The sequence below is a fragment of the Massilia sp. TWR1-2-2 genome (assembly GCF_049897565.1).
Taxonomy (GTDB): Bacteria; Pseudomonadota; Gammaproteobacteria; order Burkholderiales; family Burkholderiaceae_D; genus JAFCUW01.
Genome location: NZ_JAFCWM010000001.1, coordinates 91,261 through 115,930, shown reverse-complemented (window position 1 = coordinate 115,930; position 24,670 = coordinate 91,261). Strand labels below are relative to the sequence as shown.

Annotated in this window: 23 protein-coding genes and 5 tRNA genes; 2 read left to right on the top strand and 26 right to left on the bottom strand. The window is 64.4% G+C overall.

Translation table 11 applies throughout. The features are described from left to right. Positions 1–5 precede the first annotated feature (5 nt). From ACP7DD_RS00590 to apbC, 25 genes are all read right to left on the bottom strand, one after another. Positions 6–1,607 carry an amidase gene (locus tag ACP7DD_RS00590; protein ID WP_426172741.1) on the bottom strand — a complete coding sequence of 534 codons (1,602 nt, stop codon included), beginning with the start codon at positions 1,605–1,607 and terminating at the stop codon, positions 6–8. A gap of 145 nt (positions 1,608–1,752) precedes the next feature. Further along, entirely contained in the window at positions 1,753–2,328 is a 576-nt protein-coding gene (locus tag ACP7DD_RS00585; RefSeq protein ID WP_099787520.1) for an elongation factor P, read from the bottom strand. Between the two features lie 122 nt (positions 2,329–2,450). Further along, positions 2,451–3,623: an elongation factor P maturation arginine rhamnosyltransferase EarP gene (earP, locus tag ACP7DD_RS00580; RefSeq protein ID WP_426172740.1), complete on the bottom strand. Its 1,173-nt coding sequence runs from the start codon at positions 3,621–3,623 to the stop codon at positions 2,451–2,453. A 130-nt stretch (positions 3,624–3,753) separates the two neighbouring features. Next, positions 3,754–3,829, bottom strand: a tRNA-Glu gene (locus ACP7DD_RS00575). A gap of 61 nt (positions 3,830–3,890) precedes the next feature. After that, positions 3,891–3,966 (bottom strand) — tRNA-Glu (locus ACP7DD_RS00570). Between the two features lie 21 nt (positions 3,967–3,987). Then, positions 3,988–4,063 (bottom strand) — tRNA-Ala (locus ACP7DD_RS00565). Between the two features lie 80 nt (positions 4,064–4,143). Next, positions 4,144–4,219: transfer RNA gene (locus tag ACP7DD_RS00560), tRNA-Glu, on the bottom strand. A 35-nt stretch (positions 4,220–4,254) separates the two neighbouring features. Beyond that, positions 4,255–4,330, bottom strand: a tRNA-Ala gene (locus tag ACP7DD_RS00555). Positions 4,331–4,396: 66 nt separating this feature from the next. After that, the gene (gene gltX / locus ACP7DD_RS00550) at positions 4,397–5,791 is read right to left on the bottom strand and encodes a glutamate--tRNA ligase (protein WP_426172739.1); all 1,395 of its coding nucleotides are present in this window, start codon (positions 5,789–5,791) and stop codon (positions 4,397–4,399) included. A gap of 128 nt (positions 5,792–5,919) precedes the next feature. Continuing rightward, positions 5,920–7,572 carry a 4Fe-4S binding protein gene (locus ACP7DD_RS00545; RefSeq protein WP_426172738.1) on the bottom strand — a complete coding sequence of 551 codons (1,653 nt, stop codon included), beginning with the start codon at positions 7,570–7,572 and terminating at the stop codon, positions 5,920–5,922. A 92-nt stretch (positions 7,573–7,664) separates the two neighbouring features. Continuing rightward, complete coding sequence (locus ACP7DD_RS00540; protein ID WP_426172737.1) at positions 7,665–8,183, bottom strand: DUF3306 domain-containing protein; 519 nt, start codon at positions 8,181–8,183, stop codon at positions 7,665–7,667. After that, entirely contained in the window at positions 8,183–8,644 is a 462-nt protein-coding gene (locus ACP7DD_RS00535) for a DUF3305 domain-containing protein (RefSeq protein ID WP_426172736.1), read from the bottom strand. The genes ACP7DD_RS00540 and ACP7DD_RS00535 overlap by 1 nt, the downstream gene beginning before the upstream one ends. Beyond that, positions 8,644–9,066, bottom strand: a complete 423-nt coding sequence (locus ACP7DD_RS00530) for a hypothetical protein (protein WP_426172735.1) — start codon at positions 9,064–9,066, stop codon at positions 8,644–8,646. The genes ACP7DD_RS00535 and ACP7DD_RS00530 overlap by 1 nt, the downstream gene beginning before the upstream one ends. Before the next feature lie 8 nt (positions 9,067–9,074). Further along, complete coding sequence (locus ACP7DD_RS00525; protein WP_426172734.1) at positions 9,075–9,407, bottom strand: hypothetical protein; 333 nt, start codon at positions 9,405–9,407, stop codon at positions 9,075–9,077. After that, on the bottom strand, positions 9,404–10,450 hold the full coding sequence (locus tag ACP7DD_RS00520; protein ID WP_426172733.1) for a formate dehydrogenase subunit gamma: 1,047 nt from the start codon (positions 10,448–10,450) through the stop codon (positions 9,404–9,406). The genes ACP7DD_RS00525 and ACP7DD_RS00520 overlap by 4 nt, the downstream gene beginning before the upstream one ends. A 12-nt stretch (positions 10,451–10,462) precedes the next feature. Next, positions 10,463–10,681, bottom strand: a complete 219-nt coding sequence (locus tag ACP7DD_RS00515) for a hypothetical protein (RefSeq protein ID WP_426172732.1) — start codon at positions 10,679–10,681, stop codon at positions 10,463–10,465. Beyond that, positions 10,678–11,358 carry a formate dehydrogenase FDH3 subunit beta gene (fdh3B, locus tag ACP7DD_RS00510; protein WP_426172731.1) on the bottom strand — a complete coding sequence of 227 codons (681 nt, stop codon included), beginning with the start codon at positions 11,356–11,358 and terminating at the stop codon, positions 10,678–10,680. Before fdh3B ends, ACP7DD_RS00515 begins: the two co-directional genes overlap by 4 nt. Positions 11,359–11,417: 59 nt before the next feature. After that, entirely contained in the window at positions 11,418–14,300 is a 2,883-nt protein-coding gene (locus ACP7DD_RS00505) for a molybdopterin-dependent oxidoreductase (protein ID WP_426172730.1), read from the bottom strand. Positions 14,301–14,329: 29 nt separating this feature from the next. Further along, on the bottom strand, positions 14,330–14,533 hold the full coding sequence (locus ACP7DD_RS00500) for a formate dehydrogenase (RefSeq protein ID WP_426172729.1): 204 nt from the start codon (positions 14,531–14,533) through the stop codon (positions 14,330–14,332). 25 nt (positions 14,534–14,558) lie between these two features. After that, positions 14,559–15,215 carry a TorD/DmsD family molecular chaperone gene (locus tag ACP7DD_RS00495; protein ID WP_426172728.1) on the bottom strand — a complete coding sequence of 219 codons (657 nt, stop codon included), beginning with the start codon at positions 15,213–15,215 and terminating at the stop codon, positions 14,559–14,561. 159 nt (positions 15,216–15,374) lie between these two features. Continuing rightward, positions 15,375–15,725 (bottom strand): STAS domain-containing protein, encoded by a 351-nt coding sequence (locus tag ACP7DD_RS00490; protein WP_426172727.1) that lies wholly within the window; start codon positions 15,723–15,725, stop codon positions 15,375–15,377. Between the two features lie 63 nt (positions 15,726–15,788). After that, positions 15,789–16,103: a SulP family inorganic anion transporter gene (locus ACP7DD_RS00485; RefSeq protein WP_426172997.1), complete on the bottom strand. Its 315-nt coding sequence runs from the start codon at positions 16,101–16,103 to the stop codon at positions 15,789–15,791. After that, positions 16,040–16,441 carry a hypothetical protein gene (locus ACP7DD_RS00480; protein WP_426172726.1) on the bottom strand — a complete coding sequence of 134 codons (402 nt, stop codon included), beginning with the start codon at positions 16,439–16,441 and terminating at the stop codon, positions 16,040–16,042. Before ACP7DD_RS00480 ends, ACP7DD_RS00485 begins: the two co-directional genes overlap by 64 nt. Before the next feature lie 120 nt (positions 16,442–16,561). Then, the gene (locus tag ACP7DD_RS00475; RefSeq protein ID WP_426172725.1) at positions 16,562–17,593 is read right to left on the bottom strand and encodes an RNA methyltransferase; all 1,032 of its coding nucleotides are present in this window, start codon (positions 17,591–17,593) and stop codon (positions 16,562–16,564) included. Further along, the gene (apbC, locus tag ACP7DD_RS00470) at positions 17,594–18,682 is read right to left on the bottom strand and encodes an iron-sulfur cluster carrier protein ApbC (RefSeq protein WP_426172724.1); all 1,089 of its coding nucleotides are present in this window, start codon (positions 18,680–18,682) and stop codon (positions 17,594–17,596) included. Between the two features lie 150 nt (positions 18,683–18,832). Here apbC and metG point away from each other — a divergent pair, with 150 nt between their 5' ends. Then, positions 18,833–20,953, top strand: coding sequence for a methionine--tRNA ligase (metG, locus tag ACP7DD_RS00465; protein WP_426172723.1), 2,121 nt, complete (start codon positions 18,833–18,835; stop codon positions 20,951–20,953). A 73-nt stretch (positions 20,954–21,026) separates the two neighbouring features. On the opposite strand, the gene ACP7DD_RS00460 is transcribed toward metG, so the two are convergent. Further along, a complete protein-coding gene (locus ACP7DD_RS00460; protein WP_426172722.1) occupies positions 21,027–23,180 on the bottom strand; it encodes a methyltransferase domain-containing protein in 2,154 nt (717 codons plus the stop codon). Positions 23,181–23,334: 154 nt separating this feature from the next. Here ACP7DD_RS00460 and ACP7DD_RS00455 point away from each other — a divergent pair, with 154 nt between their 5' ends. Continuing rightward, positions 23,335–24,651 (top strand): enoyl ACP reductase FabMG family protein, encoded by a 1,317-nt coding sequence (locus ACP7DD_RS00455; RefSeq protein WP_426172721.1) that lies wholly within the window; start codon positions 23,335–23,337, stop codon positions 24,649–24,651. Positions 24,652–24,670 lie beyond the last annotated feature (19 nt).

Below are 24,670 nucleotides of genomic sequence, written 5' to 3'. Positions count from 1 at the left end.
CGGCGTCAGGCCGGCAGGTTGACCGACGCCAGATAGCGCGGGGGGCGCCGGTGCAGCGTGGCCTGTTCGTAGTCGTACGCCATGCCGATCAGCGCCGCTTCGCTGAACGCTCCCCCGACAAACGAGATCCCGATCGGCAGGCCGTTGGTATGCCCCGCCGGCACGGTGATGTGCGGATAGCCGGCCACCGCGGCCGGCGACGAGAAGCTGCCGCCGTAATGGTCGCCGTTGATGAAGTCCGTCAGCCACGCCGGCCCGCCGGTCGGCGCCACCAGAGCGTCGAGCTTGTGCTCCTTCATGACCTGGTCGATGCCTTCGGCGCGCGAATAGCGATGGTTGTTGGCCAGCGCTTCGGTGTACTCCTTCTCCTTCAGGCCCGCCTTGGCCTGCGACTTGACCAGGTGCTCCTGCGCGAAGAACGGCATCTCCCTGGTGCTGTGCTTGATGTTATAGGCGACCAGGTCGGCCATGTTCTTGATCGGCGCGTGCGGCGCATAGCCGGCCAGGTAGGCTTCCAGGCCCGGCTTGAATTCGTACAGCAGCACCTCGGTTTCGCTGTCGCTGTACTTGTCGATGTTCGGCACCTTGACGTCGACCAGGATCGCGCCGCGCGCCTTCAGCACCGCCAGTTCGCGCTCGATGATGGCGTCGACGGCGTCGCCGCTGCCGAAGAAATTGCGCGCCACGCCGAGCCGCATCCCTTTCAGGCCGCCCTTGACCAGCGCGGCGGCGTAGTCGGTCGGCTTGCCGGCGCTGTCCTTGGTGATCGGGTCGGACGCATCGACGCCAGCCATCGCGGACAGCATCAGGGCGGCGTCGGCGACGGTGCGGGTCATCGGGCCGGCGGTGTCCTGCGAATGGGCGATCGGGATGATGCCGCTGCGGCTTAACAGGCCCAGGGTCGGCTTGATGCCGACCAGGCCGCAGGTCGACGCCGGCGAGACGATCGAGCCATCGGTCTCGGTGCCCACTGCCAGCGTGGCGAGGCTGGCAGCAATCGCCGCGCCCGAGCCGGAGCTCGAGCCGCTGGTGTTGCGGTCGAGCGCATACGGATTGCGGGTCAGGCCGCCGCGGCCACTCCAGCCGCTGGTCGAATGGGTCGAGCGCATGTTGGCCCATTCCGACAGGTTGGTCTTGCCGATGATGACGGCGCCGGCGGCGCGCAGCTGGGCGACGACGTGCGCATCGCGCGTGGCGCGCACGCCGGCCAGCGCCAGCGAGCCGGCGCTGGTGCTCATCTTGTCGGCGGTGGCGATGTTGTCCTTCAATAGCACCGGGATGCCGTGCAGCGGGCCGCGCACCTTGTTGGCGGCGCGCTCGCGGTCCATGTCGGCGGCGATGTTGAGGGCGTCGGGATTGAGCTCGATGACCGAATTGAGGCGCGGGCCGCGCTTGTCGATGGCGTTGATGCGGGCCAGGTACTGGGCGACCAGCGACTGCGAGCTGAGCTTACCGGCTTTCATCATGGCCTGCTGTTCGAGGACGCCGGCCTCGAGGATGCTGCCGTCCGCGCCTGCCGGGGCAAGCTTGCCCGCTGCGTTGGCGGTCGATGCGGTGGCGACGGCGGTAGCGGCCATGCCGAGTCGAACAAAATCCCTGCGATCCATGCAATCTCCAATGTGTGAATGAGGTCTGAATAGCATACCAGCAACAAAAGGGGTCTGACCCGTTTTTTCCGGTCAGACCCCGGTGGCCCAGGCGAAAAAAAACGCTGCCCGACCGTGGCAGCGCTTTTCGAGACAGGACGGCGACTTAGTTGCGAACGACGCGCTTGTACTCGTTGGTGCGGGTGTCGATTTCGATGACGTCGTCGGTGCTGACGAACAGCGGGACCTGCACGCTGTGCTGGTGCGCTTCGATGGCGTTCTCGATCTTGGCTTCTTTCAGGACGTTGCCCGACGTGTTGCCCTTGACCGCCGGCTCCGAGTAGGCAACCTTGCGCGCGATGGTGGTCGGCAGTTCGACCGAGATCGCTTTTTCGTTGTAGAAAACGGCTTCGCATTCCATGCCGTCTTTCAGGTAGTGCAGCGCTTCGCCCAGGTTCTCTTCTTCGATTTCGTACTGGTTGTAGTCGGCATCCATGAAGACGAACAGCGGATCGGCAAAGTACGAATACGTCACCGGCTTCTTGTCGAGCACGACGACGTCGAACTTGTCGTCGCCGCGGAAGACGTTTTCCATCGGGGTGTCGGTCAGAAGATTCTTCATCTTCCACTTGTAGGTGAAGCCCGTGCGGCTCGAACCGTTGACGTCGGAACGCAACACGATCATTGGCTTCGCGTCGACCATAATGATGTTGCCAACACGAATTTCTTTTGCAGGTTTCATAGAGAGTGTACGTAAAAGGTGGGTTGCATAAAAATCATCTGTCGCCTCTCGGCCAAGCGCCGCAAGCTCACGTTTGATCGAATAAAAATAGGGTCTGGATTAACCGGGCATTATACCCTAGTTTAGTCCGCCAGCTGCCTCATCGACTGGGCAAAGTCGAGCAGGTTGGCGGCCAGGTCGCCGTGGCCGAGCATTTCAGCGTGCCAGGCGTCGGTGCGGCGCGCGATCGCCGGCAGGTCGGCCTCGAAAGCGCGCCACAGCGCCGGCCAGTCGGCGCCGGCATCGACGCCGGCGTCGTTCCAGCGCAGCGAAAACGTGTCGAGGCTGACAATGCCGCCGGAGTATCGGCCGAGGAAGGCGCGCAATTTCTTGTGGTGCAGGTCTTCGTCCTGCGGATAAATGTGCCAGACGAACGGCCGCCCTGCCCACTGGGCGCGCACGATGGAATCCTCGCCGCGGACGAAATTGAGGTCGCATGCCCACAGCAGCTTGTCGTAGTCGGGCTGCGGCACGAACGGCAGCACGCGCACCGTGAGCGACCCACGCGTGCGCGCCGCGCCGGCGTCGGCTGCGCCGCCAATAAAATCCCGCACCGCGTCGGCTGCAACGCCTTCCGGCACCAGGCAGGTGATGGCGCTGGCACTGCCTTGCCAGATGGCGAACATTTCTGCGACCGGCGCGTGCGGATAGCAAAACAGCGAGATGCGCGTCGACGCCATTTCCGCAGCGGTGACGCCAAAGGACGCCAGAAACGCGGCCATCGCCGCCGGATCTTGCTGGAACTGGCGGCGCTGCTCGTCGAGCGCCGCTTCGCGCAGCAGCCCGCCGGTGTTGGCGGTAAAACCGGGGAAGAAAAAATGCTTCAGCAACGGCAGGCGCGGATGCGGCGACGGCAAGGTATGGCAGCCTTCGACCCACTCCTCCGCGCTCAGCCCTTCGAGGTTCAGCCACACCGGGCGCGGCTCGCACTGCGCCATGGCGGCAATGTATCCGGGCGGAATGTCGCAGCCAAAGAATTCGATGACGATGTCGGCGACGTCGGCGACCGCAAAAGCGCCCTCCTGGTCGCGCCAGTGGCGCACATCGACGCCGGCGACGCGCTGCGCGTCGGCATCGAGCTCGACAACCGGGCAGATGCGCTGAAAGCTTCGCAGATTATCGACCCACATCGTCACGGCGACGCCATGCTCGTGCTGCAGTTGGCGCGCCAGGCGCCAGCAGATGCCGATGTCGCCATAGTTATCGACAACCTTGCAGAAGATCGCGAGCGTAGTCGGGTTCGTTGTGGCGAGCATGGGCAACTGTGGAAGTGGGATCGGCGCGTTATTTTAGCGGAAGTCGCGTCGGCTACCGGCCGAAACCGCGCGGACATAAAAAAGCCGAAGCACCTGTACGCATGCGCGTTGGTCTGCTCCGGCTTTTAACTGGCGTCCCCAAGGGGATTCGAACCCCTGTACTCACCGTGAAAGGGTGATGTCCTAGGCCTCTAGACGATGGGGACAGAAATCTGTCCTGGGCGATATTCTACCACCCTGACCTGTTATTGCACGCTACTTCAATCCTGGCGTCCCCAAGGGGATTCGAACCCCTGTACTCACCGTGAAAGGGTGATGTCCTAGGCCTCTAGACGATGGGGACTGCAACTTTACTTAAACAACTTGGTGGAGGTAAACGGGATCGAACCGATGACCTCTTGCATGCCATGCAAGCGCTCTCCCAGCTGAGCTATACCCCCCAATACTGGCAGTGCAAAAAAAACCCTGACTAGTCAGGGTTGTGTAGCTGAACAACTACATTTTCCGCACTATCGAATCCTGGCGTCCCCAAGGGGATTCGAACCCCTGTACTCACCGTGAAAGGGTGATGTCCTAGGCCTCTAGACGATGGGGACCTTGAACTAATTTTACTGCCTACTTCTCTTCAACGTGGTGGAGGTAAGCGGGATCGAACCGCTGACCTCTTGCATGCCATGCAAGCGCTCTCCCAGCTGAGCTATACCCCCGTCCGGTGAAGAAGCAAAATTATAGACTACTCTCTTGCATTCCGCAAATGCCAGAAGCGAGTTTAATCAAAGATATTTGCGAACACGCGCCAGAATGACGTCGCGGTCGAACAGTTCGAGCACCGCATCGATGGCCGGCGTTTGCAGCTGGCCGGTCAGAACCAGGCGCAAAGGCATCGCCAGCTGCGGCATCTTGATGTTGTTTGCGGCCAGCACTTCCTTGACCATCGCCGCCAGCGCCGGGCGGTGCCACTCGACCGTTTCGCAGCGCTCGGCAAACTGCGCCAGCGCCGGCTTGACGGCATCGGTCAGGTGCTGCGCCAGCAAGGCCGGCTCCGGGGTCGGATCACGGTAGAACAGCATCGCCGCGTCGGCCAGTTCGTTGACGGTGTTGGCACGCTCCTTCATCAGCGCGAGCACAGGCGCCAGTGCCGGGTTGCCGTTGAACTCGGCGCCTTCGGTCAGCATCCGCGGGCGCGCCAGCGAAGCGAGCCGTTCGTTGTTGGCCTGCTTGATGTACTGGTTGTTGATCCAGTTGAGCTTTTCGGGGTTGAACTGCGCCGGCGAGCGGGTCAGGTTGTTGAGGTCGAACCACTCGGTGAACTGCTGCATCGAGAACACTTCGTCGTCGCCGTGGCTCCAGCCGAGGCGCGCCAGGTAATTGAGCATCGCCTCCGGCAGGTAGCCCTGGGCCGGGTAGTCCATCACGCTGACGGCGCCGTGGCGCTTCGACAGCTTCTCGCCGTCGGCGCCGAGGATCATCGGCAGGTGGCCGTACAGCGGCAGCGGCGCGCCGATCGCGCGCAGGATGTTGATCTGGCGCGGCGTGTTGTTGACATGATCGTCGCCACGCAGCACGTGGGTGATCTGCATGTCCCAGTCGTCGACGGCAACGCAGAAGTTGTACGTCGGCGTGCCGTCCGGGCGCGCGATGACCAGGTCGTCGAGCTCCTTGTTGCCGATCGTGATGGTGCCTTTGACGACATCGTCCCACGTCACTTCGCCGTCCAGCGGATTCTTGAAGCGCACCACCGGCTTGCGGTCGGCCGGCACCGGCGGCAGCGCCTTGCCAGGCTCTGGGCGCCAGGTGCCGTCGTAGCGCGGCTTGTCGCCGGCCGCGCGCATGCGCTCGCGCATCGCCTCGACTTCTTCCGGCGACGAATAGCACTGGTAGGCGGTGCCTGCTTCGAGCATCTGGCCGACCACTTCGCGGTAGCGGTCCATGCGCTGCATCTGGTAGAACGGGCCCTCGTCGTGGTCGAGACCGAGCCACTGCATGCCGTCGATGATCGCCTGCACCGCCTCCGGCGTCGAGCGCTCGAGGTCGGTGTCTTCGATGCGCAGGATAAAGGTGCCGCCGAAGTGGCGGGCGAACGCCCACGAGTACAGCGCGGTGCGGGCGCCGCCGAGGTGGAGGTAGCCGGTGGGGCTGGGAGCGAAACGGGTGCGAACGACGGTCATGGCGATAGATGTGCTTGAGTAAAGAATCTATTTTACAGCGTCGCTGGGGGACTAGGCAGCGCGGTTCTGCTCAGTGATCCGATGTGGCAGGGGTTCGCGCCCCAAGGGGCAGCAGGGGTCTGCTGAACTTACAAGCCGTGGCCGCCGGTGATGCGGGCGCTGTCGCCACTTTTCATGATGTCGACCACGCGGCAGTCGCCGCACATCTTCAGCCGGTCCAGGCTGCCGGCGAACGCCGGATGCGCGCCCAGCTTGCCGAGCATGTTCTCGACCATCTGCAGCGTGCCGAACGGCTTGGAGCAGCGGATGCAACAGAACGGCGTCGATTCGTTCAGCACCACCGGCTTGTTCCAGGTATCGGCGAACGACATGCGCGGGTCGAGCACGATTGCATCCTCGGGACAGGTGGTCGCGCACAAGCCGCACTGGACGCAATTTTTTTCGACGAAGCGCAACTCGGGCATGGTCGGGCTGTCCATCAGCGCCGATGCCGGGCAGGCGCCGACGCACGCCATGCACAGGCTGCATTTGGCGGTGTCGACCTGGATGGCGCCGAACGGCGCGCCGGCCGGCAGCGGTACCAGCGCGGGTTTGAGCGGCGCTACCCGCGCCAGGTGCGACAAGGCCAGGTCGAGCGTGTTGCGCTTGTTCATCATGACGTGGAAGCCGCCAGGCTCGGTGACGCCGGTCGTCAAGACCGGGCGCGCCAGCACCACGCCAAGCAGCTGCGCGTGGTTCGCTTGCAGCAAAGTGCAATGCCGGCCTTCGTAGCCGAGGCCGTTGAGAATGATGTTGGCGATGTCCATCTGCGCGGCCACCGCGGTGCGGTATTGCGGCGCTTCCTCGTCCGTCATCAACACCATCACGGCGCCGGCGCCGTAGGCGATCGCCGCCAGCCAGACGTCGATGCCGACCGAGGCGGTGTGCTGCAATTCGACCGGGATGACGTTGGGCGGCACGCCCTGCCCGCTGGTTTCCAGTTCGCCGATCAGCGCCTTGCCGTGCTCGCCGCTGTGGAACAGCAGCACCGGCGCGCCACCGCCCGCTTCGCGATAGGTGAATACCAGCGTGCGCAGCCGTTCGCCGGTGTAGGCCGGGCTCGGGTAGGCGTAGGTCAGCGCGCCGGTCGGGCAGACCGTGGTGCAGGCGCCGCAGCCGGCGCACAGGTTCGGATTGACGCGGATGCGGTCGCCCGCGCCGGCGATGGCCTGGGCGGAACAGATCTCGATGCAGGCGTTGCAGCCGATCAGGCGATTGCGGCTGTGGGCGCAGATGCGTTCCTTGTAGCTGAAGTATTTCGGCTTCTCGAATTCGCCGATCATGTCGGCCAGCTGCTCGACCGCACGCGCCCGCTTGGCCAGATCGGCGCCTGGGGCGAAATAGCCGGCCGGCTTCTGGTGCCGGCCCAGCAGCGGCGCCGGCGACAAATCGAGCACCAGGTCAACGCGGCCAGTGCGCTCGGCGGCGCCCTCTTGCCAGACGACGTCGAAGGCGCCTAGCCAGCCATCGACGCGGATGGCGTGGGCGCGATGCGCCGGGTACAGCCGCGCCGGCTCGGCGGCGCCGGCCGGTGGCGGGTCAGTCAGCAGCACGGTCAGTTCGAGCTGGGCGCAGAGGCCCTCGGCCCACGGCGCGCAGTCGGCGGCACTGCCGATAATTATCGTCTTGCCCGTCGAATGGTAGGTGACGGTGGGAACGGGATCGGGGCCGGGCAGCGCCGCGGCCGCTTCCAGTGCGGCCATCTTGGGCCGTTCCCTGCTCAGTCGATCGGGTGAATTCATGCAGCTTCCTGGTCGGGTGAGAATATCGGTGATCTAAAACCGTCTTGCAGCGCAGGTTCGCGCCTGTGCGGGAACGACGTTCTGAGTTTGCGTCATAAGTTCAATTTGACGGCATGGTCGTCTGGTTGCAGCGCTGGCGCTGCGGCCGACAGTGCATCGTCGGGTGGGGGTAGCGCCGTCATTTCGCCAGGCGGGGGTGGCCCGGCGACTGGCGCAGGTTCGTCTTGTTCCGGGGTCAGCGCGTCGTCGATGCGGGCGAAAATATTGCGCGCGTGCGACAGCGACGCGAGCATCGCTTCGCTGACCGGCGACGGAATGGTGTAGTCGCCCATATAAATGTCGAGCCCGTCCTTGACGTTGAAGTGCGGATCGGCGAACAGCTTTTTCATGGCCAGCCGGCGCACCGACGCGTCGACGCCGCGGCCGACAAAGACCGAGTAGTCGGAACCGGCATCGAGCGCGGCAGCATCGGCCAGGGTCGGCAGCGCCACGTCCGCTTCAGGCTCGGCAGCCGGCGCAACAGGGAGCGCCGGCGCGACTTCTACCGGGGCCGGCGCGACCGGCTCGGCCTTGAGCCTGGACCAGCGCTGCAGGAATCCTTCGCTCGGCATCATCGCTCCTGGCTGCGCGCACGCCTGCCGTGGCGTTCGCCCGGGTCGCGCGGCTGGTAATGTTCGCGCAGGTAGCCGGCCAGCCAGTTGTGGATATCGGGCGGCATCGCCACGCCGTCGGCCGCTTCGCCGGAATCGAACATGCGGGTGCCCTCGGCGTAGCTGACCGAAGCCTTCAGCGGCATCGCGCGGCCTTCGAGCATGCGCCACATGACGAACACTTTCGACGCCGGCGCGATCCAGTTTTCGAAGTAGCCGTCGTTCTCGTCCGGATACAGCTGCAGCTCGAGGCCGGACACCATGTAGGCCTCGCGCCCGCCACTCGACGGCAGCGGCTGCATCGGCGGCAACCCACCCGGGTCGGTCAGCACCGCGATCGCCGACCAGGCCTCGTCGGCCCAGCGGTGTTCGATCACGCGGCGCTGCATGATGACGGCAATCGGCAGGCTGGCAAGTTGCATTACTTCGTCTTCACGGTGGAGGCCGGCGGTGACGGCGCCGTCTTGGTGTCGGCGCTTGGCGCGGCGGTGCCGGCCTTTTCGCTGGTGATCGGCGCCTGTGCGCCGGTCACGGTCAGCTGGCCGCTCGGCTGCCCCGACGGCGCCGACTGCAGGGCCGGCGCGGTGATCGCCTGCACGGGCGCCGGCAACGGGGTCGGCGGATTCACCGTCCAGCCCTTGGCGCCGGCCCTGCCGCGCCAGTTGGCGGTCAGTTGGTCCATCTTCGCCAGCAGTGCCAGCTTGTCCTTTTCGGCCTGGGCATCGGCGATGGCCTTCTTGGCCTTTTGCTGCTCTACCTGGGCCGGGGTCGGCGGCGGCAGCGCGGCCAGCGCCGCGCCGCTCGTCGCCGCCAGCACCAGTGCAATCAACAGTTTGGTGTGCATGCCCTCTCCTATTGCCCGCTCGGCGTCTGCTTTGCCGCCGGCGGCGCCGTGGCGCCCGACGGCCCGTGGCCAGATTCCTGTACCGCGCCGGCGGTGGCGGTGCCGCCCGTCGTGCCGCCCGAGCCGCCGGCGATGCCCGGCGTGCCGCCCGCATAGCTGCCGTCGGTCACCGGCGTTTGCGCGCGCGCGATCACTTCGCCGCTGGTGCCGCCGCCGGCAGTGACGCCGCCGGGGAAGTTGGTCTTGCGGATGCCGTCATCGGCCGCTTTGTCGCCGCGGCTGCAACCGCCAGCCAGCAGCGCGGCGGCGGCCGCCATCAACAATAATGTGTGCCTGATCATTCGCGCCTCCTGCGTTGCGGGACCGGCGAGGTCGGCGGGGTTGTGTGGGTGACCTCGTCGTACCACAGTTCGTGGTGGGCCTTGGCCCAGTTGGCATCAACCGTGCCGTCCTTCATTGCCTGGTAGGCGCCGGGCGTGCCGATCGTGCCGATATAAATATGACCCATCGCCGCCACCATGTACAGCGTGGCGCCCGCCAGATGCAGATAGTTGGCGAGCTGCTGCACGTAGCGGGTCTGGCCGAAATTGACGAAGTCGAGTACCAGGCCGGTGACCGACATGACCAGGCCAAGCAGGACCACGCCGCCCCAGAACCACAGCTTTTCGCCGGCGTTGAAGTAGCCAGCCGGAACGTGCTTGTGCGACACCAGCCCGCCGCCCTGCTTGATCCATTGCCAGTCCCAGCGGCGGAAGATGTTATTTCGCACGAACGTGATGAACATGATGATCGAGCACAGGATGAACAGCGGCCCGACGAAGTTGTGGATCACCTTCGAGATCATCGCGACCCAGTAGAAAATGCCGTGGCCCATCCAGGGCAGCAGGACGTTCTTGCCGAACAGGATGATCAGGCCGGTCAACGCCAGCGCCAGGAAACTGTAGGCCGTGGCCCAGTGCACCCAGCGCTGCCAGCGATTGAAGCGTTCGAGGCGGTGCCCGGCAGGCTGCTCGGTCGTGCGCGCGGGGCCGACGCCAAGGTAGAAGCCGAGCAGCAGCAAGGGCGTGACCAGCAGCAGCAAGCCGGCCGCCATGGCGATCGGACCGTTGCGCAGCAGGCGCCAGGTGTTGCCGCCGCGCTGCAAGATGACGGTGCCTTCGGTGCTGCCGTACTGGCCGAGGTAATGGCGGTCGACGTGGACCTTGCCGGACGCGGTTGACGAAACGCCCGATTCCGGACTGTCCTTTTCGGTTTGCAAGATGGTCTGCTCTTCGGCGTAGGCCGGCTTGGCGGCGCGGTGCGGTACCTCGGCCAGCGCGTGGCCGGCGAGCATCAGCGCCAGCAACAGCATCAGGCTACGCCACAGGGATGTCAATGAGCGCATCACGTAGTCCTTTCAGGGGTTGGCCCGGTTGTACTCGTTCTGCCGCAGCGTGCGGTTGCTGACTGCCGCGGTCCAGGCCATTTTGTCGCTGTGGAACCTTACCTGCTCGGAGCGGTTGTCGACCTTGCCGGCATACTCGCCGTCTATATAGGAAGGATGCTGCTTCACTTCCAGGCAGCCCGACAGCAGCACCGCCATGCCGACGGCGGCGACGCAATGCCGCGCGCTCATAGCGGATGCCTCTTCGGCTTGTTCTGGGCGTCGTCGAGCTGGTTTTCGCGCGGGCCGCTGCCCTTGGCCTGGATCTCGCCGCCGCCCTTGGGCCGGTTGTAGGCGATGTTCCAGCCCCACAACTCGGGACCGTAGCCGCGCGTTTCGACGCGCTGCTTGTAGATGTCGGCGATGATGTCGGCGTCGCCGCCCAGCAGCGCCTTGGTGCCGCACTGTTCTGCGCAGGCCGGCAGCTTGCCCTCGGCAATGCGGTTGCGGCCGTATTTCTTGAATTCGGCCTCGGACAAATCCGGTTCGGGACCACCCGCACAAAAAGTACACTTGTCCATCTTGCCGCGGTGGTTGAACAGGCCGGTGGCGGGGAACTGCGGCGCGCCGAACGGACAGGCCAGCGAGCAGTAGCCGCAGCCGATGCACTGGTCCTTGTTGTGCAACACGATGCCGTCGTCGGTATGGTAGATGCAGTTGGTCGGGCACACGGCCAGGCACGGCGCGTCGGTGCAGTGCATGCAAGCGACCGAGATCGAATGCTCGCCCGGCACGCCATCGTCGATGGTGACGACGCGGCGGCGGTTGACGCCCCACGGCGTTTCGTTCTCGTTCTTGCACGCCGTCACGCAGCCGTTGCAGTCGATGCAGCGTTCGGTGTCGCAAATGAATTTCATCCGGGCTGGCATGGCACTCGTCTCCTTGCTGTTAATTGTTGTCGCCGCGTGGCTCCACTGGCCTCAAGCCGTCAGGCGCGCGCCAGGCGGCACAGCGACACCTTGGTTTCCTGCATCATCGTCACGGCGTCGTAGCCATAGCTCCAGCCGCTGTTGACAGCCTCGCCGCGCACCAGCGGCGCGGCGCCCTCCGGATACTTGTCGACCATGTCTTCGCCGTTCCACCAGCCGCCGAAGTGAAATGGCATCCACACCAGTCCTGGCGGCACCCGCGGCGTCACCATGGCCATCATCTTCATGCGCGCACCAGTCGGCGTTTCGACGTTGATGTAATGGCCCGTCACGGCCCCCACCTGCGCCGCGTCAGCCGGATTGATTTCGCAGAACATGTTCTGCTGCAGCTCGGCCAGCCACGGATTGGAACGGGTCTCGTCGCCGCCGCCCTCGTACTCGACCAGCCGGCCGGACGTCATGATCAGTGGATACTGCTTCGAAAAATCGACTTGCTGCACCGACTTGTACAAGGTCGGCACACGCCAGAAGCTGGCCTTGTCCTCGTAGGTCGGGTAACGCGCCACCAGGTCGCGTCGCGGCGACAGCAGCGGCTCGCGGTGAACCGGTACCGGATCGGGGAAGTTCCAGACGTTGCAGCGCGCGCGCGCGTTGCCGAACGGCGCGCAGCCGTGCTGGATGGCGACGCGGATGATGCCGCCCGACAAGTCGGTCTTCCAGTTCTTGCCCTCGGCCTGGGCCACCTCAGCGGGAGTCAGCTCCGACCACCAGCCGAGTTTTTTGAGGAAGACGTGGTCGAACTCAGGGTAGCCGGTATCGAGCTCGCTGGCGTTCGTGGTCGAGCCGTCGGCCGCCAGCAAGGTCACGCCGTTGTGCTCGACGCCCCAGTTGGCGCGGAACGGCAAACCGCCCTCGGCAACCGACTTGGACAGGTCGTACAGGATCGGCGTTCCGGGGTGCTTCATTTCCGGCGTGCCCCAGCACGGCCACGGCAGACCGTAGTAGTCGCCCTTGCATGGGCCCGAATCGGCCCTGAGTGTAGTCGGATTGAAGGTGTGCTTGTTCTGCATGTGCAGCTTGAGCCGCTCGGGCGAGCAGCCGGTGTAGCCGATGGTCCAGCAGGTGCGGTTAATTTCGCGCAGGATGTCTTCGATCACCGGCTCGTTGTTGACCACCTTGATGTTCTTGACCAGCTGCTCGGCAAAACCGAACTTGCGCGCGAACAGGTACATGATCTCCTGGTCGGTCTTGCACTCGAACAGCGGCTCGATGACTTTTTCCCGCCACTGGATGCTGCGGTTCGACGCTGTCACCGAGCCGGACGTTTCGAACTGGGTGGTCGCCGGCAGCAGGTAGACGCCGTCGGTGCGGCCGTGCATGGCCGCCGTCATGGTCGGGTAAGGATCGATCACCACCAGCATGTCGAGCTTTTGCATGGCCGCCTTCATGTCCGGCAGGCGGGTCTGGCTGTTCGGGGCATGCCCCCAGTACAGCACGGCGCGCAAGTTGCTCGGCTGGTCGACGAACTGGTTTTTCTCCAGCACGCCGTCGAACCAGCGCGACACCGCCATGCCGGGCTTTTCCATCAGCTCCTTCGACGCAAAGCGGCTCTTGAGCCAGTTGTAGTCGACGCCCCAGGCGGTGGCAAAATACTTCCAGGCGCCTTCGGCCACGCCGTAGTAGCCGGGCAAGGAATCGGGGTTCGGTCCGACGTCGGTGGCGCCTTGCACGTTGTCGTGACCGCGGTAGATGTTGGCGCCGCCGCCGGCCACGCCGATGTTGCCGAGGGCGAGCTGCAGGATCGACAAGGCGCGCACGTTGGCCGTGCCGACATGGTGCTGGGTGATGCCCATGCACCACACGACCGACGATGGCTTGTTCTTTGCAAGCATTTCGGCGGCGAGACGCACGCTCGCTTCCGGCACGCCGGTGACGTCAGAGACCTTGTCGGGAGTCCACTTCGCCACCTCCTTGCGCACGTCGTCCATGCCGTAGGTACGCTGCTCGATGAAGGCCTTGTCTTCCCAGCCGTTGCCGAAGACGTGCCACAGGATGCCCCACACCAGCGCGATGTCGGTGCCCGGCCGGATGCGCACGTAATGGTGGGCGAAGCGCGCGGTGCGGGTAAAGCGCGGGTCGATGACGATCATTTTCGCGCCAAGTTCCTTGGCGTGCAGGAAGTGCAGCATCGAGATCGGGTGCGCCTCGGCCGGGTTGGAGCCGATGAACATGACGGCCTTGCTGAAGTGCAGGTCGTTAAACGAGTTCGTCATCGCCCCGTAGCCGAAGGTCTGGGCCACGCCGGCCACCGTGGTCGAGTGGCAGATTCGGGCCTGGTGGTCACAGTTGTTGGTGCCCCACATCGAGACGAACTTGCGCATCAGGTAGGCCTGTTCGTTGCTGTGCTTGCTGCCGCCGATGGTCATGATCGAATCGGGCCCCGCGTCCTTGCGCAGCGCCAGCATGCGGTCGCCAATTTCGTTGATGGCCTGGTCCCACGAGATGCGCTGGTATTTGCCGGCGACGAGCTTCATCGGATAGCGCAGGCGGTGTTCGCCGTGACCGTGTTCGCGCACCGACGCGCCCTTGGCGCAGTGGGCGCCCATGTTCAGCGGCGAATCGAAGGCCGGCTCCTGGCGGATCCAGACGCCGTTGCTGACCACGGCCTCGACCGAGCAGCCGACCGAACAGTGGGTGCAGACGGTATGTTTGATTTCGGCGGTGCCGACCGGCGCCGCCTTCGGGTCGGCCGCGCGGGCCGGTTCGATGACGTTGAACGGCAGCGAGCGCGCCAGGCCGGCGGCGCCGGCGGTGAGTCCCGCGCGTACCAGGAAGGTACGGCGCTTGACCGTGGCCGCCGCCGCGCGCGCCAGGCCCTGCTGCAAAGCGGGGGTGGCGCCCGCCACCGCGGCGCCAACGGCTGATTTTTTAACGACGGGCATGCGATTTGCTCCTGTTCGTGGGCCTGGCCTTACCAGTATCTTGCGGTCCGGTAGTATTGACGGATGTGCTCAGTTTCATGGTAGCCCGACGGTTCGGCCGGCGCGGCGGCCACCGGCGCCACGCCGGTTTCCGCCGCTACCGCGGCGAGCGCGCCGAGCGCGCCGGCACCGCCGGCCGCGCGCAGGAAGCTGCGCCGGGTGGGATTGACCGTCTTGGTTTTTTGCTCGTCCATGAACGCACTCTCAGGGTTGGGTTGATCAGTCATCGGCGTAGTCTTCGGCTACCTGGAAGGCTTCGCGTTCGATGTCGAAGAGCGCGCCGGCCAGGTCGGCCACGCGCTGGTAGAACTGGGCGCCTTCGGCGTGGCGCAGGTGGTGCAGGCAGGCCGCCGTCCATGGCGCAATGTGCATCTCGAAAAATTGTTGCTGGCGCTCGACATCATGGCCGCCGACAATCAGGCGGCGCATGGTTTCGCACAGCGCGCCGAGATGGTCTTCGGTTTCGCCGGCGCCAATGCGCCGGCCAAGGCCAAGACCGGCCAGGTCGGTGCGCAGCGCGACCAGTGGTTTTTCGTGCAGGAAGCCGGCAAGGTAGAGCGAGCCGTAGGGACTGACACGCGCAATGCTGGTACTGACAAACAGGTCGTTGAATTCGTCGCGCACCAGTTCGAAGGGAAGCAGGCGCGCCACCAGCGACAGCTCGTGCCATGCCCGCTCGAGCGGCTGTTCGGCGTCGGAGGCTAGAATCGCGTCGGCGCCGGCCAGGCTGTCCAGCAGGGCGTCGTCGGGCGGCGCGAGCAACAGGCGCGCCAGCAGCCCATACAGGTCCGCGCGCGCCTGCTCCTCGTGCGGCAGTGGCGGGCCCGCAGAGCGCAAACAGGATGGTTCGATGCTGCCTTCCGAGCCCAGTTGCATGTGAGCTTTCCTCATGGTGTCGTGCTAAATAGTCTACTCCGACTTTAACAAGTGTCGAGCGAAATCCGATTGGCAGATTCAATCGTGCGCGGGTTAATGTGCTCGGCGGGAATGATCGGACACATATTGCGGCGGTGCGTCAATCGTCGCCCGGCGCTCTTAACCGAGCTTGTCATCGGCGATGTGGTAGTGGGGATCTTCGAACGCATTGACCTCCACCATCGGCTTGGCGTTGTCGAGCAATTCGAGGCAATCGGGGCTCAGATGCCGCAGGTGCAGCACTTTGCCGGCCTGCTGGTAGCGCAGCGCCAGAGCGTCGATAGTCTCGATGGCGGAGTGGTCGACGACCTTGGCCTTGCCGAATTCGATGACGACAAGTTGCGGCTCGTCCTTTGGCGTGAACAGTTCGGCGAAGTTGGTCGCCGAAGCGAAGAACAGGCTGCCTTCCAATTCGTAGACTTTCCGGCCGGCGTCGTCGATGCGCGTGCGCACGTTGATCTTGCCTGGCATGCTGCCAAGCGAACACCAGCGCGGCGAAGACGACTCCGCTGAGAACGGCGATGGCCAGGTCGGTCAGCACGTAATGACAGTCACGCCGACGACAATGATGGCGTCCTGGCGTGGGATCTTGCGCAGCGCCTGCAGGCTGCTCCATTCGAAGGTCTTGGCGGCCACTACGAACATCAGGCCGATCAGCGCGGCCAGGGGAATCATTTCGATCCAGCGCGACGGCGACAGGATGAAGCCGAGCAGGAAGACGGCGGCAACAACGCCCGACAGACGGTGGCGCGCGCCGTTGCCGATGTTGATCATGCTGTGGCCGATCATGGCGCAGCCGCCCATGGTGGCGAACAGGCCGGCGACGACGTTGGCCGCGCCCTGGGCCAGCGATTCCTTGTTCGGCTGCCCGCGGCCGCGGTGATTTCGTCGACCAGGTTAAGCGTCAGCGGCGATTCGATCAGGCCGATGGCCGCCAGGATCAGCGAATATGGCGCAATGACGTAGAACGTCCCAAGCGTGAACCGCACCTGGGGGAGATGGAACGCCGGCAGGCCGCCGGCAATCGACCCCATGTCGCCGACAGTTTTGGTATCGATGCCGGCCGCGGCGACGATGCCGGCGACGGCAAAAATAGCCACCAGCGCCGATGGCACGGCGGTGGTCAGCTTGGGAAGCAGGTAAATGATGGCCACGGTGAGCGCGATCAGGACGCGAGTATTGTCCAATAAACGGCATGATTTGTGAGCAGATGCCGACGGTTGTCTTGCATTCAGATCGCGGCTTGGTTGGCAAAGGATTGCATCTGCCAACGAAACCGGGGTCTGACCCCAACGGAAAAAACCGGGTCAGACCTCTATTGAACGGATCGGGATCGTGCGCGGATTGGCGGCGCGGGCGCGCAGCTGGCCGCAGCCGCCGTCGACGTCCTGCCCGGCCGAGTCGCGCAGCTTGGTCAGCACGCCGCGCTGGTGCAGCGCGGCGGCAATCGCCCTCGCCTTTTCCCAGCTCGGACGCTTGAACGCCAGGTCGGGGATGGTGTTGTAGGGGATCATGTTCAGCACGGCGTGCTTGCCTTTGAGTAGCTCGACGATGCCGTCCATTTCGTCGGCGCCATCGTTGACGCCTTCTAACAGCGTCCACTGGAATTGCACCGGGTAACCGGTCAGGCGCGCGTAGCGCTCGCCATGGTCGACAAGTTCACGCGGAGTCAGCTTTGGCGCACGCGGCAGCAGTTGTTCGCGCAGTGCAGGCTTGGTGGTGTGCAGCGACAACGCCAGCGCCGGCTTGACGACGCCGGCGGCCATTCGCTCGAAAGCGCGCACGTCGCCAACGGTCGAGAACACCAGGTTCTTGTGGCCGATGTTGCCTTCGGTTCCGAGCAGCGCGATGGCATCGATCACGTTGTCGAGGTTGTGGGCGGGCTCCCCCATGCCCATGAAGACGACTTTCTTGACCGGCCGCCGCGCGCGCGCCAGCACCACCTGAGCGACGATCTCGCCGCTCGTCACCTGGCGGAGCAGGCCGTCGCGGCCGGTCATGCAGAACTGGCAGCCGACGGCGCAGCCAACCTGGCTCGACACGCATACGCCGTCGCGCGGCAGCAGCACCGTTTCCACAGCTTGTCCATCGGCCAGGCCCACCAGCAGGCGCGCCGAGCCGTCATCGGCGGGATGCGTGCTGATCACCCGCGCCATCGCCTGCAAGGCGGCGTCGAGCGCAGGCAAGGCTTCGCGCACCGGTTTTGGCAGGAAATCGTCGGGGCGGCGCCGGCCCTGGTCGTGCGGCTGGCATTGCACCCAGTCGCGCAATATGCGCTGTTCGTGCAAGGGCTGGGCGCCGAGCGCGCGCAGCCGCTGGCGGATGACGTCCAGCTGCACTTAGTCGTTCTTGATGACGATGCTCGGGAACTTGCTCGTCATGTCCTTCGCCTTCTCGGCAATCTTGATGGCGACCTTGCGGGCGATGTCCTTGTAGACCCGCGCGACTGGACCGTCCGGCTCGGCCACCACGGTCGGGCGGCCCGAGTCGGTCTGCTCGCGGATCGCCATCGTCAGGGGCAACGCGCCGAGGAATTCGACGCCGAAGTCGGCGCACATCTTCTCGCCGCCGCCGTGGCCGAAAATGGCTTCGGTGTGGCCGCAGTTCGAACAGGTGTGCGTGCTCATGTTCTCGACCACGCCGAGAATCGGGATGCCGACTTTCTCGAACATCTTCAGGCCCTTGCGCGCGTCGAGCAGCGCGATGTCCTGCGGCGTGGTGACAATCACGGCGCCGGTGACGGGCACTTTCTGCGACAGCGTCAGCTGGATGTCGCCGGTGCCAGGCGGCATGTCGACGATCAGGTAGTCGAGGTCGCGCCAGTTGGTCTGGTCGAGCAGCTGCTGCAGCGCCTGCGTGACCATCGGGCCGCGCCACACCATCGGCTCGTCCGGATCGATCATGAAGCCGATCGACGACACTTGCAGGCCGTGGTTTTCGAGCGGCTCCATGGTCTTGCCGTCGGTCGTTTCCGGGCGCCCGTTAATGCCCAGCATCATCGGCAGCGACGGGCCGTAGATGTCGGCGTCGAGGATGCCGACCGCGGCGCCTTCGGCGGCTAGCGCCAGCGCCAGGTTGACCGCGGTGGTCGACTTGCCGACGCCGCCCTTGCCGGAGGCGACGGCGATGATGTTTTTCACGTTCGGCATCAGCTTGAGGCCGCGCTGCACCGTGTGCGAGATGATCTTCGAGGTGACGTTGACGTCGACGGTGCCGGCGCCCGGCAGCGCCGACAGCGCGCGCGTGACGTCGGCGCGAATCGCGCCGAGCTGGCTGCGCGCCGGGTAGCCGAGCTCGATGTCGAGGCTGATGCCGGCGTCGCCGACCTTGATGTTCTTGACCGATTTGGAAGAAACGTAATCTTTTTGGGTATTCGGATCGATGACCGCCGCCAGTGCGGCGTTGACGTCTTCTACGGTGATGCTCATTGGTAGCCTTTCGGATGGGATGGCGAAGTTTAGCGCAAATTGACAACGCCGACCGTGCCGGAATGGCAAAGCCGGCCCCTGCGCCGTGCCGATTGGCGGCAAGCGCTGGTAAAATGCTTATTTTCATCTAACGATAAGCGCATTTCGACCATGACCCGCAAGCTGTTCGTCACTACCGCCCTGCCCTACGCTAACGCAGCCTTTCACATCGGCCACATGATGGAGTACATCCAGGCCGATATCTGGGTGCGTTTCCAGCGAATGCAACAGGACGCGGCGGGCAAACGCGAGGTTCATTTCGTCTGCGCCGACGATACCCACGGCACGCCGATCATGATCGCCGCCGAGAAGGAAGGCATCACGCCGCAGGAGTTCGTGGCGAAGATTGCCGCCGGGCGCCAGCAGTACCTGGACGGCTTCCACATCGGCTTCGACAACTGGTATTCGACCGATTCGCCGGAAAACGTCGAACTGTCGCAGGGCATCTACCGCAAGCTGCGCGATGCCGGCCTGATCGTCACCAAGACGGTCGACCGCTTCTTCGACCCGGTCAAGGGCATGTTCCTGGCCGACCGCAACATCAAGGGCGAATGCCCGAACTGCGGCGCCAACGACCAGTACGGCGACAATTGCGAAGTGTGCGGTTCGGCCTACCAGCCGACCGACCTGGTGAACCCGTTCTCGGTGTTTACCGGTTCGACGCCGATCCTGAAGCCGTCCGAGCAGTATTTCTTCGCGCTGTCGGACCCGCGCTGCTACACCTTCCTGAAGGAATGGCTGAACACGCCTGGCCGCCTGCAACCGGAAATGGTCAACAAGGTGTCCGAGTGGCTGGGCGACGCCGGCGAAAAGCTGGCCGACTGGGACATTTCCCGCGATGCGCCCTACTTCGGCATCCCGATTCCTGATGCGCCGGGCAAATTTTTCTACGTGTGGCTGGACGCGCCGGTCGGCTACCTGGCCAGCCTGAAGCACTACTTCAGCAAGCAAGGCATCGATTACGACGCCTTCCTGCAAGATCCGGACGCCGAGCAGGTGCACTTCATCGGCAAGGACATCGTCTCGTTTCACCTGCTGTTCTGGCCGGCGATGCTCAATTTCGCCCAGCACCCGATCATCGACAAGCTGAAGGTCAACGTGCACGGCCACCTGACGGTCAACAACGAAAAAATGTCGAAGTCGCGCGGCACCGGCATTTCGCCGCTGCGCTACCTTGACCTGAAGATGAATCCGGAATGGCTGCGCTATTACATCGCCTTCAAGCTGAACTCGAAGGTCGAAGACCTCGACTTCAATGGCGACGACTTCGTGGCGCGCGTCAACAGCGACCTGATCGGCAAATACGTCAACATCGCCAGCCGCTGCGCCGGCTTCATCGCCAAGAAGTTCGACGGCAAGCTGGCCGAGACGCTGACTCCCAAGGCGCAGCAATGGATCGGCCGCGCGCTGACAGTCAACGGCGCAGAGCGCCAGGCCAACATCGGCGCCAATTTCGAGAGCCGCGAGTACGGCAAGGCGCTGCGCGAGATCATGGAGATCGCCGACATCACCAATCAGTATGTCGACGAGAACAAGCCGTGGATTTTGGCCAAGGACCCGGAGAAAAATGCCGAGCTGCATGACGTGTGCACGACGGCGCTGATCCTGTTCCGCCAGCTGACGATCTTGCTGTCGCCGGTGTTGCCGCAGGTTGCCGCGCGCGTGGCCGAGTTCCTTGGCGACGCCGAGTACTCATGGCGCGATACCAGCGGCGCGACGGTGTACGAGTCGATGCTCGGCCGCACCATTTTCACTTACAGCCACTTGATGCAGCGCGTCGATGCCAAGATGGTCGAGGAGTTGTTCGATCGTCCGGCCGCTCCTGCGGTTGCTGTCGTCGCAGCGCCTGTGGCCGAGGATGCGGCAACGAAAGGCGTCGAGGAGCTGGCGCCGGAAATCACGATCGACGACTTCACCAAGATCGACCTGCGCATCGCCATGATCGTCAATTGCGAACAGGTCGAGGGGTCGGCCAAGCTGCTGCGGCTGACGCTCGATGTCGGCGAAGGCCGGCTGCGCAACGTGTTTTCGGGCATCAAGTCGGCGTATCAGCCGGAGCAGCTGATCGGCAAGCTGACCGTGCTGGTCGCCAACCTGGCGCCGCGCAAGATGAAGTTCGGCGTCTCGGAAGGCATGGTGCTGTGCGCATCGGCCGCCGACGAGAAGGCCGATCCGGGCCTGTACGTGCTGGAGCCATGGCCAGGCGCAAAGCCCGGCATGCGCATCCGCTAACTCAAGTCATGAATGCTAAGGGTACCCGCCTGCGCGCTTACCCCGACTGAGTTTCCGTCCATCGCCTGTGCGCTTACCGCACCTTGAATTCGACGGCCATGTTGTCGTCAGTGATCTTCCACAGCGCCCGCCGCCTTAAAATCGCATCGTGCACCTCCGGCAGCGGTACTGACGCGAGCCGCTCGAGCTCGGCGCGGTGCTGCGCATCCTGGCCTAGCCCGAACTGCATCAAGTTGGCGCGCCGCTCCTCGTAACTGAGGGCAAGCGGCGCATCGCTGGCCGCAACGAAATTGGAAAACAAGGTGACGTGCTTGAAGACGTGGGCCGCGGTGTAGACGACGTCGGGCGAGCCGGTCGTGTTGTAGTAGACCACCCCGCCAGACTTCAGGCGCTGCTTGGCCAACTCCAAAAATTCCACCGATAGCAAATTGGTCGCGTTGCTGCGCCAGTAATACGTCGTGTTCATCACGATCAAGTCGAACTTTTCGGCAGGATGGTTGCGCAGCCAGCGGCGGCCGTCGTCGATGTGCAGCCTGACCTTCGGATCCTCGAGCACGCCGGCAATCTCGGGGTAGCGCTGCATCGCGTCGACATATCCCTTGTTGATCTCGACGATGGTCAAGGACTCGACTGCCCGATAATCGGCGATGACCTTGGCCCAGGACCCGGTGCTAAGGCCAATTTCGAGCACCCGCGCCGGCTTGCGGTGCAGGCTGGCGATCATGTACGCACGGTCAATGAGGTTCGAATTGCGCAGCAGATCGAGGTTGTAGCGGCCATCGTAGATGCCGTTGCCATACATGATGTCGCCGCGCGGATCGGTCTCGACGGTAATGATGCCGCTACGGTTTTGATGGATGTAGGCAAATCGAGGGCGATCCGGCTTGCCATGCTGCAGCCGTTCGAGGTGGCCGGCGTACAGCCCGCTGTGCAGCACGCAGGCGCCAGCCGCGATTACCGCCATCAGCGCGAACGCGCGCAGCCTGTAGGCGCGCTCCTTCGGCAAGACCACGAGCAAGACCAGCAGCAACAGCGCGGTGAGCGCGCTGAGGACGGCGATGTTGGCTTCAAGCGAAAACAGGTCGAGCAGGATGAATCCGGTCACCAGCGGCCCCAGTGTGGCGCCGGCGATGTTGGCGAAATACAGCCACGACATCGCACTCGCCGCGTCCTTGCCGTCGTCGGCAATGCCAAGATGCATCAGCATCGGCAGGATGCCGCCGGTGAAGAATGCCACCGCGGCAATGGCGATGTAGGCCATCACCGTGCCGGCAGCCTTGGACACGTAGGCGGAGGTCGCCGCCACGACGGGCAGCGCCAGGTAGAACACGGCGATGGCGAGAAACAGCGCGCGCACGAGGTAGTCCACCGGCTTGCCGTCCGGCGCACATGCCCTGCGCGAATGCATCGAGCCGCCGGCGATGCCGACCAGGAACGCGGCCAGCATCAGGCCGAACACTTCCGGCCGGTTGGCGGTCATGAAGCCGAGCATGCGGAACCACAGGATTTCCTGGCTCAGCGAGATGTAGCCGAACGCCAGCAAGGTGGCGGCCACCAGCGGGTACGGCAGCAGCGGCGCGGCCCCTGGCGCACGCGGCGCCGCTTCGACTGCCGCCAGGTCCTCGCGCACCAGCCGGCGGCTGGCGTGCACAATGAGCGCGGCGGTGGCAAAGTTGCAGGCGGCGGCGGCCAGCACCGTCGCCTGCTGGCCCAGGTGGACGAACAGCAGTTCGACCGTGCACCAGGCAGCGATGGCCGAGCCGATGGTGTTGACGGCATACAGCAGGCCGACCGACTGGCCGATATTGCGCGGGTAGCCCTGCAGCCAGGCCACCAGGATCGGCAAGGTGGCGCCCATCATCAGGGTCGGAATCGCCAGAATCAGGTAGACCCACAACACCAGTTCGGGCGTCGTCGTGTCGCCGGCCGCCGCGCTGACCAGCCCGATCAGTTCGAGGCTGACCAGGCCGAACGCGCCGATGCCCAGTTCGAGCAACAGGAACAGGCGCAGCCGATGGCGCGGGAAGCGCTGCTGCAGATAGCCGCCGGCGAGCGCGCCGAGGCCGAGCCCGAACATGAAGAGCGACACGATCACCGTGACCGATTCGCTGTTGATGCCGAAGGTGGCAAACAGGGTGCGCTGCCAGACGACCTGGTAGATCAACGCCGAAAAACCGGACACCAGGAACAGCAATGCAATGTAGCGTAAGCTGGCTGACCGTAACATGTTGCCTTTTTTATCAACTATTTTGCGGCTCAATTCTGAGTGAACTGGGTCTGCGTGAACTGGTTGGTTGACCTTGCACCGGTTTATAATGCGCAGTCTTGATGAGAAATCCGCGCCATGACGCGCCAACATTTAAAAAGCGACACCAACTTCTATGACCGCACCCACTTCCTTGAGGCACATCCCGCAGGCCAACCTGTTTCGCAAAGGCGACGTGTTCGTCCTGTTCGGCGAACTGTTCGGCCGCGGCTACGTCAATGGCCTGATCGATGAGGCGCGCAATGCCGGCATGACGATCGTCGGCATCACGGTCGGCCGGCGCGACGAGAACAACGCGCTGCGCGCGCTCGACGCCGAAGAACTTGCCGAAGCCGAAGAGAAGCTCGGCGGACGCATCGTCAACGTGCCGATGATGGCCGGTTTCGACCTCGACGCGCCTGACGGCGAACAGAATCCGACCGAAATGCTGGCCGGCCTGACGCTCAAGAGCTGGCAGGACGACAAGCTCGACTGGGACAAGGTCGAGCGTTGCCGCCAGGCCGGCGTGCAGCGTTTCACCGCGTCGGCCGCCATCGTCATGGCCGAGATCGACAAGCTGGTGCCCGATGGCGCCAACGTGTTCTTCGCCCACACGATGGCCGGCGGCATCCCGAAAGTGAAAGCCTTCCTGGCGATCGCCAACCGCATCTACAAGGGCCGCGGCGAGCGCTTCATGTCCTCGCGCGCGCTGCTCGAGAGCGACCTGGGCAAGCTGATCCTGATGAACTTCGACGAAGTTACCGCCAACACGCTGCAGCACCTGATCCACGCCAGCGGCGCCATCCGCGAGCGCGTCGCCAAGCGCGGCGGCCAGGTGCGCTACAGCGCCTATGGCTACCACGGCACCGAAATTTTGATCGGCGGGCAATACCGCTGGCAGACCTACACCAATTACACCCAGGGCTACGCCAAGATGCGCCTGGAAAGCGTGGCCGAGGCGGCGTGGGCGCAAGGCATCAGTGCCACCGTGTTCAACTGCCCGGAAATCCGCACCAATTCGTCCGACATCTTCGTCGGCGTCGAGCTGTCGCTGTTCCCGCTGCTGCAGGCACTGAAGAAGGAAGGCGGCGGCGCCTGGGTCGACGAGCAGTGGGAGATCTGCCAGGCTCTGCTGGAAGACGGCGTGTCGCTCGAGTCGCTGCTGGCCAAGATCGAGGCCTACAACCAGGATCCGACCAGCACCACGTTCCGCAACTTCGACGCCTGGCCGATGGACAATACGCCGGAGCTGGCCGAGGTGATGATCGGCACCTCCGACGAGATCACCAAGCTGCACAAGGACCGCAAGGCACTCATCACCGACCACCTCAGCGCGCTGGTGCTGGAAGGCGCCGGCCCGCTGATGTTCCATGGCGCCGCCGAGAAGATCGGCCCGGTGCTGTGGCTCAACCACGACATCATCGCGCGCGAACTGAACGCCCTGCACCGCTGATCGACACCACGCCGCGGGG